The following is a 19,098-nucleotide window of genomic DNA, read 5'->3' on the forward strand; positions in this document are numbered from 1 at the left end:
ACAGCCTCTGTTTATTTTCAAAAAAGTCATTGATGCAAAGCATCGCAGACGGAGTTTATTAAGGGTTATTAATATTGACGATTAAATGATGAGTACGCTAAAAAAAGCACTTTTAGATTTTGGGTTAAAGGTTATAATTTCACATATATGATACTTTGTGCTGGTAGTGTTTTTTATGCGTTATGAAAGGGGCTATACGTATTATGCTGCTGTATAGTGCATGAAGCATTGAAAAGAGGGTAATTGAGTTGGTTATCCGTTTTTTATGTTTTACAATACGACTAAAATTGATAACAATAGCCATGGCGATGCTATAGAGACTGGCGTTTATCAAGCCTCTTACTTTTAATTTTCCGTTTCGGTTTTCCCCCCTTCTCATTTGCGCCATGGTGGCTTCCACATTAGGGCGGAGTTTTCGATGCGCTTTGGGTATTGTTTGTATATTTTTATGTCGTTGCTGTCGCAGGTAATCTTCGGGTTTAAACTTGTAAATAGCCACTCCTTTTTCATATTTTCGATTTGTCTTGGTGGGGCAAGTGTCTCTGAAGGGGCAATCGTTACAGATATGGAGGTCAAATTCAGCTTTATAGTTTTTTGAAGGTTTAGTGGCGATCACTTGGGGGTGTTGTGAATTGGCACATTGTACCCTATACGTGTTGGTATCGGATTGGAGGGTAATAGTGATGGGGGATGACGCGCAACAGCCTTTAATGGCGGTTTGAATAGGCGTGATACCCAATTCATTGAGTTTAATATCGTTGTCTTCGCTGCCAAAGCCGCCATCGTGGTGCAATTGTTCCAGGTCGGGTGTTTTTCCTTGATGCTGTCCAACCGTTCGTGAAGCAGTTGTGTATCATCGGTATTATTCGTAGCGGTGTGTACATCGGTAATCAACTGCAGGTCATTATCAGGATGGCAGGTTTCGGTCACCATCGCCACATAGCCTTGATATTGTTTGCCCCTTTTTTTCCGATAGGTGGCTTCTGTATCATCGGGCGATTGAAGGCACTTGCTGTTCAGCGCTTCATTGGGCTTAGGCGCAGGTACGCTTGTTTTTCATCCGTTTCAGGCAGGGTAAAGTGTTCGGCATACACGCGGGAAAATACCTGAAAGACTTCGTGTTCCCGATAAATATCCTGCAATTGTGTGTATAGCAAGTGATAGACTTGCCCTAACTTTTGGAGGTGAGTGTTTTGGTCTCCCGGTTTGATATGGCGGATATATTCGTTTGCTTTTTTTCCCGATATAGTCCGACAAGTCAGCAGTATAACGCTCCTGTTCTTCGGCAGTGAGAATGCTGTAAAAGCGCAAAAGCAACTCCACAAGGAGTTCTATGCGACTATAACTGCGTATATTGCTGTTAAGTAGAAGGCTATCCATACGCTGTATCGTTGTCTTTAGTTTCAGTTCTTTGAGTTGTTGGTTTGTTAAGCGGTCGAACAATTTGCCAATCAGATCTTCTCCTGTGTTAACAAGGTGAGTGTTGAGGCGACTTTTGAAGTTGAACAGCGTAGGTTCGGTGAAAGGAACCTTCTCTAAATCCTGAAGACCTAAAGCAAAACGGGTTTCCAAATTAAAGTCTATCTGTTCAAAGAGTTGGGCATACGTCCAGCTATGCTTTTGCATCAACAATAATGCCGCTATCATGCAATTGATAGGAGCATTGGGCGCACTATGTTTGGTCGAATACAGTACCGAAAAGTCTTCCTCTTGTATATTGCAAAAAACAAGCCGATAAAAATGACCGCCACTACTATTTTCAAGCCGTTTTTGCTTATCTTTATTTAAGTAAAACGACAAACCAAAAAGTTGAGATTGATTATGGGTTAAATTCTTCTTGAACATAGATGAAATAACTATTTAAGCATAAAATTACAAAAATATTCTTTAAATAACAAACATACCCAAAACCTTATTTTAGTGAACTCAATGATGTCTGAAAAATTATGGTTTTTGACCTTTAAAACGGGATCAGTTCTTCGACCCATTTTAAAAGGTATTAAATCCAACCAAGCTTACTAATGTGATTTGTTTTTTTTGGTACGGTATTTTCTATTTGGGATAATGAATAGTTAAAAATGTATGATTTCGCCCCATATAATCGGCTAAATTGAAAAGCTGCTAAACAAAGTTATTCAAATAACAGCAAAATGCTTCGGATTAATTTAAAATTTAAAAAAAAGTCGGCAATGCCTGTTTATCAGATACTTTAATAAAGAAAGTGGCATATTGCTTTTTTTAAAATAGTCATGGTAATGTCATTGGAATTAATTACCGGAAACATGGCACAATAATTGTTTTTTTAAGTAAAATTCAAGCATACAAGCTATATTTCAAAGCCTAACATCTATTTGAAAAAAGGCATGATTTTAAAAACTAAAAACTTGAATAGAAAACAAGTCAAATTTTTTGGTTCAAATGTAATAATATTGTCAAAATGAATTAGAATTTTGTCTTTGTGTTTTCGTTCGCCTTGACTATTCAGCTAATTATATAACAAGACTTTCACCTTAAAAATGAACGGATTAAGTAAGTACTACATAAAGAAGATAATAAGCTGTTTTGCCTTAGAAATAACGGCAACAGAAACCGCTAAGAAGTTAAAAGTGAATAGAAATACGGTAAATAAGTATTTTCGAATCATCAGAGAGGCTTTGCTAGAATATCAGATGCTACAGTTAAAAAACCTGAGTATGAATACATCGGATAAACAGTACCTGTTTGGTTGGCACAAAAACGATGGCTTAGTTTATTCGCCGGTCGAAGATGCCCAAATGTTTTCTTTGATAACCAACTCGGGAAAAGTTTTCATAAAACAAGAACCTGCCAATTTTTCAAAAAACACAACAGAATCAGTTCATCTTCCCTTGGTCGAATCGGGAAATATCCCTGCTGAAAGTTCTAATGGAAAAAACCCTATACCTAATACATCAACGGGTAAAGAAATTTTTAAAGGATATTTAACCGGAACTAATGACCCTGCTTTTCACTTTTTTATGTATGCTAAACAAAAATTACTAAAGTTCTATGGAGTTAAAGAAGAATACACTTATCTGTATTTAAAAGAATTGGAGTTCAGGTTTAATCATACCGGCAGGGATTTGTCCAATCTTATTTTAAAACTCCTTCCCCATCACAGTCCCGAATGGAACAGAACCACTAAACACAGAAGATGACCGGTTTTGTTATTCTAATATCAGCTATTTAAGTCTGAATACGATTTTTGTTGTTTGAGTTTATAAGGGTTAAGCCTTTCATCTACTAAATTAGGATGGAAGGCTTTTTTTATGGGTCGGATTTCACTTTTTCTTCTTTTAGGTCGCAAATGAGTTTATTGGTACCTGTAATTATTGTTATCCGATAATTTAATCTTATTTTCACGATATATTAGTTAAATACTGAAAAATCTTTGATCGGGCAGCTATATACTGATGGGTATTTTTATTAGCTAAAACAGGTTAGATATGATGAACAGACAAGAAGCAGAACAAAAATTAAAGACAATCTTTAAGTTCGATGGTTTTCACGATAATCAATGGTTGGTAATTGAACAAATCTTAAAAGGGCAAAGAGTATTGATGATTGCAAAAACCGGTTTTGGAAAATCGCTCTGCTTTCAATTTCCGGCCACACAATTTAAAGGAATTACCATTATTTTTTCACCGCTCGTTGCCTTGATGAGGGATCAGGTGCTTAAGCTCAGAGAACTGGGAATATCTGCAAACTATATATCTTACCAACATTCTGAAGAGGAAAATAATCAAACCATAGAAGATGCCCTTAATGGAAAACTAAAACTCCTGTATATCCATCCGGCAAGGATGGAAAATGTCAATTGGTTGGAATCTGTAAAAAGTACTAACTTTGATATTGCTATGGTTGTGGTTGACGAAGCTCATTGTATTTCTACATGGGGGCATGATTTTATACCTTCTTATCGCAAAATCATCAATTTAGTCAATTTGCTTCCGCTCAATTTTCCCGTATTAGCTACAACCGCCACAGCTACTAAAAGAGTGGAAGAGGACATAAAAACACAAATTGGTAAAAACATGGTTTCTGTCAGAGATAAACTGATGAGACCTAATCTAAACCTCTTTGTTATACACGTAGAATCGGAAGATGAAAAAATGGTATGGCTTGGCCAAAACTTAGAAAATATGGCGGGTACCGGTGTGGTTTATACCGGCACGATTGTGATGACCGAAATATACGCCAAATGGTTTGAATACCTGAACCTTCATGCAGTTCATTATAATTCAAGAATTGATACCGAAACTAAAAAGGAAATTGAATCCGGTTTAATGAATAATAAATATAAATGCGTTGTGAGCACTAATGCTTTGGGTATGGGAATAGACAAACCGGATATTCGATTTGTCGTACATACTCAAATTCCTGTATCGCCCATTCACTATTACCAGGAAATCGGCAGAGCAGGAAGAGACGGATTGACATCCTATATTATCCTGTTTTACAACAAGAACGATGATAGCGCTCTGCCTTTATCCTTTATAGAAGGCGGAAGACCGGAAATCAAAAAGTATCAAAAAGTACTGGATGTAATACAGTCCGAAAGATTGGGCTTGCATGGCATCATTAAGAAAACAAATTTGAAACAAACACAAGTACAGGTAATATTAGCAGATTTGATAGCACAAGGAATAGTGGTAGAAGTGATAGACAATAAAAGCAAAAAATATGAGTATGTGTTTGGTGCACCGATATTAAACACCCAACCCTTTGAATCATTGAGAGCATCAAAATTGAAAGAATTTGATGAAATGCTTAACTATTTGAATACAAAAGATTGCAGAATGAATTTCTTGTGCAATTTTTTGGGCGATTCTCCCTCAAATAACTGTGGAGTTTGTGATAACTGTCGCAACAAGGTTAAAAGTGTCAAAATGACCAAAGAATGGGAAGAAAAACTGGTAGATTTTAGAGAAAATTATTTTCCTGTTCTGGAAGTTGAAAATAAAACCACCCGATTGGTAAACGGTGTTGCCGCTTCATATTTTGGGATTTCAAATGTTGGTCAGGCAATACATCGCAGCAAATATGAACACGGAGGCGATTTCCCGGATTGGTTGCTCAGATTAACTCTCAAAGCATTTTACCGCAATTTTGGAAAAGAAAATTTTGATTTGGTGATTTATGTTCCTCCTACAGTTAGTGGAGATTTGGTTCAGAATTTTGCAGTCAAATTAGCCGGTTCCTTGAAAATAAAAATCTCGCACGGTTTGAAGAAAAACAGAATCACACAATCCCAAAAGATATTTCAAACCGGACTTTTAAAAACTGACAACATAAAAGATTCGTTTACCTTTGACAATCCTGCTGAAATTGTCGGAAAAAGCATTTTACTGGTAGATGATATTTTTGACAGCGGAGCGACTATTAAAGAAATCGGTAAGTATTTATCTAAATTGGGAGCGGTTAACATAACTCCTTTAGTGATAGCAAAAACAGTTGGCGGAGATATATGAAACAATATACAGAAATACCCTATTGGATAACCCTGGCTCATTTGCCAAAATGGGGAGCAGAAAAAATTAACCGTTTAGTCGTGAAAATTATACACGACTACCAAATGACTCTCGAAGACTTCTTTCAATCAGAAAATGAATGGCAGGATAAGTTTGGACTATCAGCCAACGAAATATCAGACCTTCGAAATGCTAAAACCGAATTGCCTAATAATGCTTTTTTAGCGGAAGATTTGCTCTCACAGGGATTTGAGGTCATTCCAATCAGTTCGGATGAATATTCTAAAACCCTGAAAAACAATTTAAAAGTCAAAGCTCCAACTGTATTATATATAAAAGGAAATAAAAAAATATTGCTTGAAGAAAGCATCGCTATTGTAGGCAGCCGCAATGCGGAAGAAATTTCTTTAAAATTTGCAGATAATATCGCAAAATCCGCTTCCAAAGCATTTGAAGTGGTGGTTAGTGGTTTTGCAAAAGGTGTTGACAAACAAGCATTAGACAGTGCTTTACATTACAAGGGGCAAAGTATCATTGTCTTGCCTCAGGGAGTTATGACGTTTGGTTCAGGAATAAAACAGTATTATAAAAGCATTGTTACAGGTGATGTTTTGGTATTAAGTGTTTTTCATCCAAAATCTGCCTGGAGCTCCGGGTTGGCAATGGCCAGAAATCCTATCATTTATGCGCTTGCCTCAAAAATATATGTAGCCCAATCTTCTGATTCCGGAGGAACATGGTCCGGTGTTTTGGATGGTTTAAAAAAAGGACGGATTATTTTTGTCCGAAAACCTGCTGAAGATGAAATAAACGCCAATCTTACCTTGATTGAAAAAGGTGCTAAACCGGTTGATATGGAAGGTAATCTTTTAGAGACTGTTTCTGAAGAGCCAATATTTGCTTCAGCAAAAGAAACTGATAAAATAAAACAATCCGATACTGACTGGAAGAACAGAGTGGTTAGTCTGCTGGAGAAACAAGCAATGACCTCCGCGCAAATTCTTGAGGCAACTCAACTGAATATGACGGAAAAAGAACTGGTCAAAAAACTGAAAACCCTGCCTTTTATTCATACACTCAAAAAGTCCAAAACTGTCCTGTTTACAATAAAACATGAAAATCCGACTTTGTTTTCTTAGTCCATGAATCTGTGATTTTACAATTCATGGAAACTATTCTTCCTGTCTCTTTGGATGGAAGACTGTTTTTTTAAATTTTAGATTATTTTGAAAGTTGCCATTCTTTCAAAATGTTCAGGTCTTTTACCAGATATACTGTTATATTTTTTTGTTCTTCCACTTTTTCAAATGAAGCAGGGGGCTGTTTTACAAAATCCGGGTAATGCTCCCAACCCTTTCCACTCATCCATTGAGTATGCCCGTTTAACAAAATATAGGTCGCTACCTCTTCTTTAAATGGATAGGTTTTAGCTTCTTTGAAAGTAATAAACGTATGTTTTCCGGTTTGAAAACCATAATAATAACGGGCAAAGTTTTTTTGAACTTCGTTTGTTATGATAACTGCATGATGAGGCATTGGTTTAAAAAAACCGTAGATAAGTTGTTTTTGAACCGAATAAGCATTGTTTTGAGCACTGTAAATATGATAGACCTGATATCCGGACATGATAAATACAAACCCTGCAGCAAAAGCCCAATAGACAAACCCTTTTGATTTATTACCGGATTCATGCTTGCTGTTTTCGGAGTTAAATGATTGTTTTTGTTGTGAACGAAAGGCAGGTAAAAGGCTTCTGCCTCCAAACAACAAAGTCATCGGCAAATATATCAGCACTAAAATCCCATATTGCTGTTGAAAAAAGGTAATTGCCGATAAAACGAGTGGTAAAATCACCCAAAACCATTTGTTTTCGGCAAATTTAAAAAACCTTTGAAGTTCAGTTCCTGCAACGATGGCAGCCGGAGGAATGAAAAACAGATAATGCCTTGGATCGGGACACATCGGCATATAATGCCTGAAAGAGGTGGTCCAAAAATATCCGGAGAGAAACAACAATGCGGATACAACTAACCAATATACGTTACCATCGGCTAACGTATATAACGCTTTAAATTTTATCCTGAAAAATGACGGAACAGCAAAAGCAATACCTATGATCATACCCCCCGAAACAAATACAAAGAATTGTTTGTAAGTAATTCTTTCTATCAGGTTTTTCCAGGGTAACCGGTCAAAACTACATTCGGGCATAAAATAACCGTTTCCATCTATGGCGTGAAACCTCGAAAAAGGATGCCCGGTAAGTTTCCAAATCCAACCAAAATAAATCAAAAGCAAGATAGCACCAATCGTAAAGCTAAACAGCCAAAAATCAACGTTTCTTTTGTGTAATATGTCAGAAAAAAACACCCAAGCCAATGCAGGAACAACAAACCATATCGTCTCTTTGGCTAAAAAACCGAATAACAAAAAGGCACAAAACACAAAAGCATGCCCGGCGGCATTGGATAAGCCTGTATTTGTTGAAATATATCTGAACCGGTAAATCGAAGTAAACGCGCCCATTGTTGAAAAAGCCACCAAAGAATCGGGCATCACTTTGTCCGAATAAAAAAATGTCCAGTTATTCAGACAAAACAAAGTGAGCGAAAGACATACAGCAATCGCAGAGCGATTGGGATGGGCAGATAACACCATCCAAGCGGTTAAAAAAGTAATCAACAACGGCATGGTTGATGCTGCTGCATCATTGACCCCAAACAACCAAAAACTCAATCCAACTAAACCTGAGATTGCAGTCCTGTAAGAGAAATGATCGTCGTTAAAAGAAAAAGTGTGGGAAGCAATTTGTTGGGCATATTCACAATATATCATATCGTCATAGCCAAAATGCCCTACATAGCCCAAAATGCGATGAAGCAACATAAACCCAAACATTGCCAGCAAAAAGATATACCCGTTGGTAATAGTCTTTTGCAAAATTGGGTAGTTGGACATAGTTTCAGGCAATTACCGCTAAAATAAAGATTTCGGTTTGTGATGATTAAATTTAATCCCAATACTTACTAAAAGAATGGGCAAATTAGAAAGAAAGTCCAAACCCTGATATTCAAAAAGAATCCTTTGGCTACTTATTCCGGGCTATTCTTTTCCAACAATTCCATAAATACCGGGCTCATGCCCATGCTGGAAAATCCGCCATCGTGAAACAGATTTTGCATCGTAACATAACGGGTAAGGTCTGAAAACAAAGTGATACAATAATCGGCGCAGGCTTCTGCAGGTGCATTTCCCAACGGCGACATTTTATCGGCATATTCAAAAAAATGGTCAAATCCCTTGATGCCTGTTCCTGCTGTGGTAATAGTTGGTGATTGTGAAATTGTATTTACCCTGACCTTTTTGCTTGTGCCATAATAATAACCAAAGGTTCGGGCAATTGATTCAAGCATAGCCTTAGCATCAGACATGTCGTTATAGTCGGGAAATGTTCGTTGTGCGGCAATATAGCTGAGCGCAACTACCGAAGCCCATTCATTCAAAGCGTCTTTTTTATAGGCAGTTTGCAAAGTTTTATGCAAAGACATTGCCGAGACATCAATGGTTTGGGCATAAAACTGATAATTCAAATCAGTATAGGCCTTTTTTTTCCGAACATTCGGGGACATTCCGATAGAGTGCAATACAAAATCGAGTTTCCCGCCTAATATATCCATAGACTGTTGAAACAAATTTTCGAGGTCGGTTTCCAAAGTCGCATCAGCCGGAATAATTTCAGCTCCGCAAACAGTTGCCAACTCTTTGATTTGCCCTAAACGCATGGCAACCGGAGCATTGGTCAGCGTAAATTTTGCTCCCTCTTCGTGTGCTCGCAAAGCTATTTTCCAGGCGATGGATTTTTCGTCTAATGCGCCAAAAATGATGCCCTTTTTACCATTTAACAGATTGTTAGCCATAATCAGCGTTCGTTTGTAGTTGGAGAAGTTCGGAGAAAAAAAACCTGTTAAGGACGTTAAAATCCCGGAGGTTATGAATTAAAGGTTAAAAAGTTTTCTCAAGGTTTCGACTTTGTCTAATTTTTCCCAGGTAAAAGTTTCGTGGCCATTGTGAGAAGAGGGCAACCGTCCCATGTGCCCATAGGCAGAAGTTGGTGAATAAATAGGCTTTTTCAAACCAAGATGCTTAATAATTGCACTGGGTCTAAGGTCAAACACCTCTTTCACTTTTTCTGATATTTGGGCATCTGTCAGAATACTGCCGTTTTCTTTAACCTTGGCTGTTCCGTAAGTATTGATATATAGTCCTACCGGTTCGGCAACCCCAATGGCATAGGCTACTTGTACCAAAACCTGATCGGCGATACCGGCAGCCACCATGTTTTTAGCAATATGGCGAGTAGCATAAGCTGCTGAACGGTCAACTTTTGAGGCATCTTTACCCGAAAAAGCTCCGCCACCATGCGCACCTTTTCCGCCATAAGTGTCCACAATAATTTTGCGTCCGGTAAGTCCTGTATCTCCATGAGGTCCGCCAATTACAAACTTTCCGGTCGGGTTAATATAATAGCGGATATTACCGGCAAACAAATGATGGAGTCGTTCCGGCAGTTTTTCTTTCACTCTTGGAATGAGGTGCATCAAAACATCTTCATAAATAGATTTTTGCATGGCAATATCTGCATCGCTTTGGTGCCGGCCATCGTAAGTTTTGATGAAATCATCGTGTTGCGTAGAAACAACAATGGTATCAATAGCAATGGGCTGATGCACATCATTGTAAAGAATAGTTACCTGACTTTTGGCATCGGGCCTTAGATAAGTCATAACTTTACCTTCTCTTCGGATATCTGCCAATTCACGCAAAAGCAAATGCGACAATTCGAGCGGAAGCGGCATGTAATTATCCGTCTCGTTGGTTGCATATCCAAACATCATACCCTGATCACCGGCCCCTTGTTCTTCTTCTTGCTGACGTTCAACCCCACGGTTTATATCGGCAGATTGTTCGTGAAGGGCAGAGATTACTCCGCAAGATTCTGCATCAAACTGATATTCTGATTTTGTATAGCCAATTCTGCGGATGACATCTCTCGCCGTTTTTTGAACATCTACATAACAATTGCTTTTCACCTCGCCACTTATAACAACCAATCCGGTGGTTACCAATGTTTCACAGGCTACTTTTGATTCGGGATCTTGTTTCAAAAATTCGTCTAAGATGGCATCTGATATCTGGTCTGCTACTTTATCGGGATGTCCTTCTGAAACCGATTCCGAGGTAAATACGTAAGGCATTACAGGATATTATTTTTGTTGGGTAATTTAAATAAATATTTTTGGCTTTTTTAATTCAAGCCCAAAAACGGCTGCAAAAATAGGCTATTTCAGGCTATTTTAAACCTATTTTCAGGAATAAGTGAAGGGGTTGTTCGGAAAATGGCAATTTATTTGGAAACAAACAGAAATTTAATCAAATCAAATCCCGAATCGAGCACAGTTCTACCCATTACATCAAATGAAAAATTGACTACTTTCTCAATCAAAACATCCGTTTGTTCCTTGTTTTCACTCGTATCATTCAGCCAGAATTTAATCATTGCCGGAACTTCGAACCAAATTAAAGCGGCATAACGGCCGGTTAAAACAGATCGCCATTCTATTTCCTGAGTATCCAAGCCTTGTGTGATGAGTTGGTTGGCAAATGACAAAAACAGGGTTTCAAATTGTTTCAGGCAATCGGGTGTTCCGAGGTTAAACCAGCTTTTTGAAAACGAAGCTTCTATAAAAGGCCGGTGTTTTTGGAGTGTTTCTTCCAAAGTATAAAAAAAGGAGAGCATTTTTTCCCGGGAAGTATAACCCTCATACAATTCAGGATCAGCACTTAACTGTGTCAGGGTTTCTGTAAAAAAATCTGCCCAAATACTTTGCTCAATTTCTTTGGCATTACTGAAATGTTCCTGAACCATATCAGAGGCTATACCCATCGTACTTGCAAATCTGAACAGGGTATGCCATTGATTGGGATGTTTGACCACATAATTCATGTAGTTCTGTTTTATCTGCTCTGAGGTCATAAAAATGATGAAATTAAAATTTGATTTTCAAATAGTATCTTTGGGCAATGACAACTGATTTGCACGTAATTAGTTTTGATGTGCCTTATCCGCCGGATTATGGAGGAGTGATGGATGTGTTTCACAAAATTAAGGCTTTATCGGCACTTGGGGTAACTATTTATTTGCATTGTTTTGTTTATCATCGCAAGCCTGCACCGGTTTTGTCCGAAATCTGCAAAGAGGTCTATTATTATCCCCGAAAACCATTTGCGCTCCGCCTTCCTGTTACACTGCCTTATATCACCTCATCCCGTCAAAACGAACTGCTTTTAGAACGTTTGACCCAAAACCATGCGCCAATTTTGTTCGAAGGGCTTCACTCGTGTTACTATCTCAATCATCCGGATTTGAAAGACCGGTTTAAACTTGTGAGGATGCACAATATTGAAGCAGATTATTATAAATTTTTGGGGCTAAGAGAAAAGATTTCGTTTAAAAAACTCTTTTTTCTGTTGGAATCTGTCCGGTTGAGACAATATGAAAAAGTTTTGCAACACGCCACATCAGTAGCCGCAATATCATTTGCAGATAAAGAATATTTGACAACCGGTTTAGGCAATAAAGTCTGGCATCTTCCTGTATTTCATGGAAATATGGAGTTTACCTCACAAACCGGAAATGGAAATTTTGCTTTGTACCACGGCAATTTATCGGTCAATGAAAACAGTCATACCGCTATGTATTTGGTCTGCGAAGTGTTTAACAAGTTACCTTATCCATTGATAATTGCCGGTAAAAACCCGCCTGAGTTTGTTCAAAAAGCAGTCGCCCGACAATCTAACTGCCGCTTATATCCCAATCCAACGGATGAGCAAATGAATGAACTGATGCGTCAGGCACATATTCATGTTCTGCCGGCATTACAACCCACCGGCATAAAGTTGAAATTGCTCAATGCATTGTGTCAGGGGAGATTTTGTTTGGTAAACACGGATATGATTGCCGGTACAGGGTTGGATTCGCTTTGTCATGTTTTTAAAAATACGGAAGAACTCACACGTCAAATTGAAATCTTGTTTGGGCAAAGTTTTTCCATAGACCATATCCGACAAAGAGAAGAACTTTTATCCGAACTTTATTCCGACTCAAAAAATGCTAAAACCCTTTTGAACAAGTTAGAAAATCAATAAGTGTTGGTGAGATTTCGTACAAACTGAAATAAAACCCGCTAAATCAGAACAACCGCTCCACTCCTTCTTTCATCGGCAGCACTCGAAAAATGTCCCTGAATGTTTCGACTTACGGCATTTACTCCTCCAAAATACATGTTTTGGCTTTGCCATTCTGTTTTGTGTTGCCCCTTTGCTAAAGTTAATTTTGAAATTTCTTCCGGTAAAAATCCATATTCGATGTTAAGTTGATGCCCTTCTAAGTGTATTCTCGGATGATTGACAGCTTCCTGTAATGTCAAACCAAAATCGAGCATCAAACTCACAACCTGAACCAAAGCACTCCGGATACGACTTGAACCACTTGACCCGAGAATCGTTTGATTTCCTTCCTGACTAACAAGCAAGGTAGGGGACATCATAGATGACAAACGCAGGTTATTGTGCCAACGGTGAAAACCGTGTGGATTTAAGTCGGCTTCGCCCAACATATTGTTGAGCATCATTCCGGTTCCGGGCACAAAATAATCGCTGCCGGCACCGGATGAATGGGTCAAGGCTGCGGTGTTGCCTTCACTATCAGCAACGCTGATATGTGTGGTATTTCCCAAACGGCTGCTGATGGGTTCGGCGTATTTAGCAATAGTCTGTTCGTTCAAAAGTTTTGAAATCACCTCGGGATGATAAAGGTTTGGGTCAAACTCATGTTTGCGGGCCAGATTAGTGAGCGAAAAGACATCACTCAGAACTCTTAAATATTCATTTGACCCGGGCTTGAATTTGTGTTGAACATTCAGGGTTTGCAACAACTGCAAAGCAAAAGCGATGAGTGATCCGCCCGAAGAAGGAGGCGGATTGGTGAATATGGTATGTCCCCGATATTCTGTTTTCAGAGGTATTCGTTCAATTACCCGATAAGAAGAAAAGTCCTGAGTCGTTAAATATCCTCCTTTCGACAGACAGTCCTGAACAATTTGCTGTCCGATTTCACCTTCATAAAACAATCGGGCACCTTCTTTGGAAAGGGCAAACAAAGTATCATCAAGGTGTGGAATTAAGATTGGCTCACCCACTTTTTTCAAAGTCCCATCTGAATGGGTAAAAATGCTTCTACCAGTTTCGGAGGCTGTCAAAATTGGATGAAGCAGTTGCATGGTGTAATGCAAAAACGGAGAAATAAGAACTCCTTTTTTTGCCAAAGCCAAAGCCGGGGCAACAACTTCTGAAAAAGGAAGCCGTCCTAATTGTTTATGGATATGAAATATACCGGCAATATTTCCCGGAACTACCATTGAGGCCATTCCAATATGAAAATCCTGTGTGTTGTCGCCAAAGTGAAGGGTTACTTTTCTGAAATCAATTTCATTTTCAGGGCGTTTCTGTAAAGGGGTTTGTGCAAAAAAATCAAACAGAACCGCTTTACCGGAAGAATTCCGGGCCAACATAAAACCACCTCCTCCGGCAGAAATATAGGTCGGTTCGCAAACAAATGATGCTATAAAAGCTCCGACTACCGAATCATAAGCATTACCGCCCATATTCAGAATTTCAGCTCCGGCTTTTGCGGTTTCTGCATGACCGGCTGCTATAATTCCTTTGTTTTTCATTGTTATATTTAAAAATTCCCGGCATTAAAGAAAAAGACTTCAACTGATTTGTTTTGCAATCAATTTTGCATCCGGATTTTATACCAATTCAATATCTAAAAGAACCCACCCCTAACCTAATACCCCCCTGCACCCTCAAGTGGGGTAAGGAGGGGAATTTGAAGACATTTGTCAGTAATTGATGGTTCAAAATTAAATCATAGTTGATTTTATTGCTGCGCAAAAAAACATTTATCTCCTCGTTAAAATCAGATACAGCGGTAATGGGTATAGTGAAGAGTTTGATTTGCACAAAAAATTTTTATTTATGTGATTTCAACATGGCTGCCACACATTAAAAAAAAGAAGGGAGGCGATATCTTTGTAATTTTGCGAATTGCAAACCCAAAATCAAAGTATATGCCTCCCAACATTCTGCCTTTAGAGTTATATAAAGACATCCTGTCAGTAGCAAAGATATTACAATTAAGGGATTTTCTGTACTGTTTTATGTGTATTCGATATGGAGTAAGTGTACGGAGTTTATGCCGCTATAGTAACTACTCTGTTCGCACTTGGTTTCGTTTTATGTCAGAGGACTACCTGTGGGAGCGCATTCGTATGAAGTTGTTTTTGAAGTGGGTGTATCAACCGGAGGAGAATTATATTATAGCCATAGACGAAGTGGTAGAAGGGAAAAGTCGGGACAAGACCTATGGTTTGTCGAAGTTTTGGAGCAGCATTCAGAAATGCCCCATATTCGGGATTTGTTTTTTTGTGCTTCTCTGATAGCTGGGGAAACGGAAATCATATCCGATGGTGGTAGAGCAAGTCGTACAGACAGAGGGGGACAGGAAGCGGATAGCGGAACAGAAAAAGAAGGCATTAGCTGGCAAGCGCGCAGTGCCGAAGGCAGATGTTTGGTTCGTGGCAGGAAGCAAGGCAGCAAAAACCGACCCAAGCAGCCCAATCCTACGGCATCCTTTCGGGCATTCACCGCCTTGTTAAACAAGTTGCTTTCGTGCTTACCGGGCATCAACCTGACCTATATGGTAGCAGACTGTGCTTATGCCTCGGCAGATTATTTCTCTGCGGTAACAAAGACCGGACTTCACCTGATTACCCGTTTGCCTGTAAATGCCGCCCTCGTCTATGCCTACTCAGACCCAGTAGCCCCAAAACATCGGGGAAGACCCAAAAAATACGGAGAAAAAGTAGATTTGAACAACCTTGATAACCAAGAACTGAAAGACACCAAAACCGAAAATGGTCTCCTTACTCAGATATGGCAACTGCCCTGTTACAACAAATCCTTAAGCAAAAACCTGTTAAATGTGGGGATAGTAAAAATAACCAATTTGAAAACCCAAAAAGTAGCCTTCTCTAAATTTTGCACCACCGACCCTAACCTCGACTGGCAAACTATGATAGATTATTATAGTTTGCGTTTTCAGATTGAGTTTGACTTTCGGGATGCCAAACAATTTTTCGGACTATCCGATTTCAAAAACTACACCTCGAAAAATCTGACCAATTTTGTTAATCTATGCTTTACCGCTACCTTGACGGCTAAAATTTTGCAGGCACAATATCAGGTTAAATACAATAACCCTAACTTTAGCATTTTAGACCTCAAAATACTCTGTAATACGCGTTTTACGGTCAAAACAGTTATTAAATTGGTACGAAAATCGCCCGATTCAATTTTTAATACTCAATTCGCAGACGGGTTTATGCCAACAGATTTGGTCAATGTCGCTTAAATATCTATAATATAGAAGAAAAAACACGACCGTCTTATCTTATATTTGTGGCAGCCTTGTTGACTTTTAATCTCAATTTAAAAAGGAATTTTAATACTCTAACGGATCAGCTACTATATGTTTAAAGACAATTTTTCCCGTTTATTCCAAAAAAATAACGAAGTTTACAAGCATTTGTAATAAAGTCCAAACTCTCTCCAACCCTTTATTTAAAAGCATTTCCAACTATAAAGGTCTATCAGAAACCTATGTTTTTGTAAAACTTGGTTGCAGCACCCAAACAGGTTGAGGTATCTTTGTATTGTGAGACGGAAATAACTACTCACAAAAATTAACTTCAAAAACAAAAATTAACTACCCCAAAAAACAAAACAATGAAAACAGCATCTTTCTTCTTCGCAGTGTTCTTTTTGCTATTATCCGTAGGCAGTGCTTATGCTCAGGTCAGCAACAGTTTTGAAGGCACCTATTATACCACTGCCAACAATCAAAACATTTCCATGCAAATTATGCCTTATGAAGATGGCATCGTAGGACAAATAGTTATGGGCAATGAAACTGCCGAATTTTTAGGCACCCTTCAGGGCAACGAATCCTACGGTTTATTACAGGAAACAAGCAGTGGCGATGTCAGCGCTTATCATGCAGTCGTTCGTGGAAGCCGTTTGGATTTTACTATTTCCATCGTTGATCCCTCAACGTATCAAACTAGCGATGTTACTCTTAATTTTAACAGAGGAACTGCCCCTGTACATACAAACACTGCCACCACTCAACCGGCAATCAAAAACCACACCCAAACCTCTAACAATGGAGGTTCTAACTCGGCAACTGCCAGACAATGGCGCGATTTACTGTCAGATACCCGATTGACCTATATGAGTTCATACAGTTCGGGATATGGCGACAGCTATGGCGGATATTCGGTAAAACGCAGCATGGATTTATGCAGTCAGGGGATACTTTACCTACGCCGGCAGCAGCAATTTCAGTGTCAATGCCCCGGCGCAAGCGCCTACAACGCCGGCAACAGCGTTTTTTATTCGAATATCCGGCTTTGTTTTTTGGGGTTACAATCAGAGGGTAGGTCAAATAACCTATCCTCTATTTTAAAACAAAAAAAAACTTCAAATTGATTTAAACTTTCCTGAAGACTATTGTTCTTAACTCCAAAATGTGTAATATTGTAATCAGTTAAAAAATCTTTACCTACTTATCCTCTTTAGGTTAAATTTATCACAACAATTCAAATAATCAAACATGAAAAACTTAATTTTCTTAGCTGCATTTTTCACCTGCTTGTTCTATAATACCCAGGAATCAAAAGCACAATTTGCTACTACTGTTAAAGAATTTTCATCAACAGAGAAAATACTTGTAAAAGAATATTGTCCTACCTGTACCAACGGCATGTTAATCATCAGCTCAGACGGGCGTTGTTGTTGTGTAAAAAGCGATGGCAGTCAAACCTGCGGCAAATCAACTACTCACCTCGATGCGCCTCAAAAAACATTATTAACCCAACAAATGGGGATTGGTGCCGTGGATCCTTGCGATGATCAAGGAAGTAGTTGCCTGACTTTAAAAAGGTGAAAGCGATGAATATTCCCTTTCAAAGGATTATTTTAATCACTCCCTCTATGCAAAAAGCAATTTTGAAAAAATAATCAGATTTTTTTAAATAAACCGGACGGGGTAAAGGAATATTAATTCTTTATCCCGTCTTTGATTTTTGTGGAACAAATAAAACTAGAGGAAGAGTTGCCCTTTTTTGATTTAACTTTGCTACTTTTAAGTTGATTTGAATAGGTTTAAAGATAATTCTGATTGCACTCATGAAATCTAAGATATTAATCTTGTTGATTTGTTTCCTGCTGTTTTCATTTTGGAAAAATGGCAATTATGTATCCGGAAACGAAGAAACACCACCACAAAACATGACCGGTGCGGGAACCACCGAAACCTGCCTGAGTTGTCATAGTCCAGGCACCGGAGGAAGCGGATCAATTTTAGTAACATTTAATGCCGGAAACAATCAATACATAGCCGGGCAAACTTACCAAATGTCGGTAACCCTCAGCCATATTGGTCAAAAAAGATGGGGGTTTTCAATGGTTGCCCGTAATGCTGCAAATGAAAATGTTGGCACCTGGGTTCCCAATAACATAGATTCCAAGGCTTATGCAAGCAGCACACATATCGGCCATAAAAATGCCCCTGTCATGACCGATACTTATACCTTTAACTTTAGTTGGATAGCCCCATCCACAACAGGAACAGGGGATATTACCTTTTACACTGTGGGTAACGCTGCCAATAACGACAGCAACTCTACAGGCGATTACATCTATTTTCAAATTGTAACCATTGCCGAAGTTATTCCTCAGCCAACGGTTCATTTGCGTCTGTTTTTAGAAGGTGCCCTCAACGCCGAAGCAACAGCAATGAATACAAACATTCAATCTCAGGGACTGTTGCCTCAATTTCAGCCTTTTGGTTCAGCTCCCTGGTTGTACTACGGTACTGAAATGATTGTTCAACCAAATGCTAATATTGCCGATTGGGTGCTGCTTGAAGCCCGAAATCCGGCTAATCCCGCAGTAGTCGAAGCCCGTAAAGCTGCGTTATTGCTCAACAATGGTACTTTGCAAGATGCAGACGGTTCACCGGGAGTAACTTTTACCGGTCTCCCGACCGGAAGTTATTTTATTGCCGTAAAACATCGCAATCATTTGGCGGCAATGAGCAGTAACCCCATCACCTTACCCAATGGCAATGCCTGTGCATCAGGTAGTACCTGTGATTTGAGACTGCCTCAAAACACCCTATATGGCAATTTAATTCTTTCAGACAAAGGCAATGGTTTCTGGGCGCTTTCGTGCGGAGACGTTAATCAGGACGGTGCAGTAACATTTCACGACTTCAATTTGTGGCGAAGCAGTATCGGTTTTTTTACCGGCTATTTTTCAACAGATATAAACATGGACGGACAAACTGGCCTCCCCGATTTTGGGGTTTTTCGACCTAATTTCGGCAAAACAACTTTGAACGAACTGAGATAGTCCAAAATTTTTT

17 protein-coding genes are annotated in these 19,098 nt (G+C 38.9%); 9 read left to right on the plus strand and 8 right to left on the minus strand.

Annotated elements, in window-relative coordinates; all coding sequences use genetic code 11:
* Positions 1–139: 139 nt before the first annotated feature.
* From IPM47_18730 to IPM47_18740, 3 genes are all read right to left on the minus strand, one after another.
* Positions 140–616, minus strand: coding sequence for a transposase (locus IPM47_18730; GenBank protein ID QQS28852.1), 477 nt, complete (start codon positions 614–616; stop codon positions 140–142).
* Positions 613–933, minus strand: coding sequence for a hypothetical protein (locus IPM47_18735; protein QQS28853.1), 321 nt, complete (start codon positions 931–933; stop codon positions 613–615). Before IPM47_18735 ends, IPM47_18730 begins: the two co-directional genes overlap by 4 nt.
* A 132-nt stretch (positions 934–1,065) precedes the next feature.
* A complete protein-coding gene (locus IPM47_18740; GenBank protein ID QQS28854.1) occupies positions 1,066–1,845 on the minus strand; it encodes a transposase in 780 nt (259 codons plus the stop codon).
* 848 nt (positions 1,846–2,693) lie between these two features.
* Here IPM47_18740 and IPM47_18745 point away from each other — a divergent pair.
* The 3 genes from IPM47_18745 to IPM47_18755 all read left to right on the plus strand — a co-directional run bounded on the left by IPM47_18745 (position 2,694) and on the right by IPM47_18755 (position 6,628).
* Entirely contained in the window at positions 2,694–3,176 is a 483-nt protein-coding gene (locus tag IPM47_18745) for a hypothetical protein (protein QQS28855.1), read from the plus strand.
* Between the two features lie 291 nt (positions 3,177–3,467).
* Complete coding sequence (locus tag IPM47_18750) at positions 3,468–5,489, plus strand: RecQ family ATP-dependent DNA helicase (protein QQS31528.1); 2,022 nt, start codon at positions 3,468–3,470, stop codon at positions 5,487–5,489.
* Positions 5,486–6,628 carry a DNA-protecting protein DprA gene (locus IPM47_18755; protein QQS28856.1) on the plus strand — a complete coding sequence of 381 codons (1,143 nt, stop codon included), beginning with the start codon at positions 5,486–5,488 and terminating at the stop codon, positions 6,626–6,628. Before IPM47_18750 ends, IPM47_18755 begins: the two co-directional genes overlap by 4 nt.
* Positions 6,629–6,710: 82 nt before the next feature.
* Here IPM47_18755 and IPM47_18760 read toward each other — a convergent pair whose 3' ends face one another.
* The 4 genes from IPM47_18760 to IPM47_18775 form a co-directional block, all read right to left on the minus strand.
* Positions 6,711–8,447: a hypothetical protein gene (locus IPM47_18760; GenBank protein QQS28857.1), complete on the minus strand. Its 1,737-nt coding sequence runs from the start codon at positions 8,445–8,447 to the stop codon at positions 6,711–6,713.
* A 134-nt stretch (positions 8,448–8,581) separates the two neighbouring features.
* On the minus strand, positions 8,582–9,406 hold the full coding sequence (locus IPM47_18765; GenBank protein ID QQS28858.1) for an SDR family oxidoreductase: 825 nt from the start codon (positions 9,404–9,406) through the stop codon (positions 8,582–8,584).
* Between the two features lie 78 nt (positions 9,407–9,484).
* Complete coding sequence (locus tag IPM47_18770; protein QQS28859.1) at positions 9,485–10,744, minus strand: methionine adenosyltransferase; 1,260 nt, start codon at positions 10,742–10,744, stop codon at positions 9,485–9,487.
* 149 nt (positions 10,745–10,893) lie between these two features.
* Complete coding sequence (locus IPM47_18775; protein ID QQS28860.1) at positions 10,894–11,493, minus strand: hypothetical protein; 600 nt, start codon at positions 11,491–11,493, stop codon at positions 10,894–10,896.
* Positions 11,494–11,570: 77 nt separating this feature from the next.
* Here IPM47_18775 and IPM47_18780 point away from each other — a divergent pair, with 77 nt between their 5' ends.
* Positions 11,571–12,695: a glycosyltransferase gene (locus IPM47_18780; protein ID QQS28861.1), complete on the plus strand. Its 1,125-nt coding sequence runs from the start codon at positions 11,571–11,573 to the stop codon at positions 12,693–12,695.
* Between the two features lie 38 nt (positions 12,696–12,733).
* Here the strand turns inward: IPM47_18780 and ggt are convergent, their stop codons facing one another.
* Positions 12,734–14,281, minus strand: coding sequence for a gamma-glutamyltransferase (ggt, locus tag IPM47_18785; GenBank protein ID QQS28862.1), 1,548 nt, complete (start codon positions 14,279–14,281; stop codon positions 12,734–12,736).
* A gap of 399 nt (positions 14,282–14,680) precedes the next feature.
* Between ggt and IPM47_18790 the strand changes: the two genes are divergently transcribed.
* The 5 genes from IPM47_18790 (at position 14,681) to IPM47_18810 (ending at position 19,085) form a co-directional block, all read left to right on the plus strand.
* On the plus strand, positions 14,681–15,049 hold the full coding sequence (locus tag IPM47_18790) for a hypothetical protein (GenBank protein QQS28863.1): 369 nt from the start codon (positions 14,681–14,683) through the stop codon (positions 15,047–15,049).
* Complete coding sequence (locus IPM47_18795) at positions 15,010–16,023, plus strand: transposase (GenBank protein ID QQS28864.1); 1,014 nt, start codon at positions 15,010–15,012, stop codon at positions 16,021–16,023. The genes IPM47_18790 and IPM47_18795 overlap by 40 nt, the downstream gene beginning before the upstream one ends.
* Before the next feature lie 374 nt (positions 16,024–16,397).
* A complete protein-coding gene (locus IPM47_18800) occupies positions 16,398–17,159 on the plus strand; it encodes a hypothetical protein (GenBank protein QQS28865.1) in 762 nt (253 codons plus the stop codon).
* Between the two features lie 124 nt (positions 17,160–17,283).
* Positions 17,284–17,616: a hypothetical protein gene (locus tag IPM47_18805; GenBank protein ID QQS28866.1), complete on the plus strand. Its 333-nt coding sequence runs from the start codon at positions 17,284–17,286 to the stop codon at positions 17,614–17,616.
* A 242-nt stretch (positions 17,617–17,858) separates the two neighbouring features.
* A complete protein-coding gene (locus tag IPM47_18810; GenBank protein QQS28867.1) occupies positions 17,859–19,085 on the plus strand; it encodes a hypothetical protein in 1,227 nt (408 codons plus the stop codon).
* The last annotated feature ends 13 nt before the right edge of the window (positions 19,086–19,098 follow it).

It is taken from the genome of Sphingobacteriales bacterium, assembly GCA_016700115.1.
In the GTDB taxonomy this organism is placed as follows: domain Bacteria; phylum Bacteroidota; class Bacteroidia; order Chitinophagales; family UBA2359; genus UBA2359.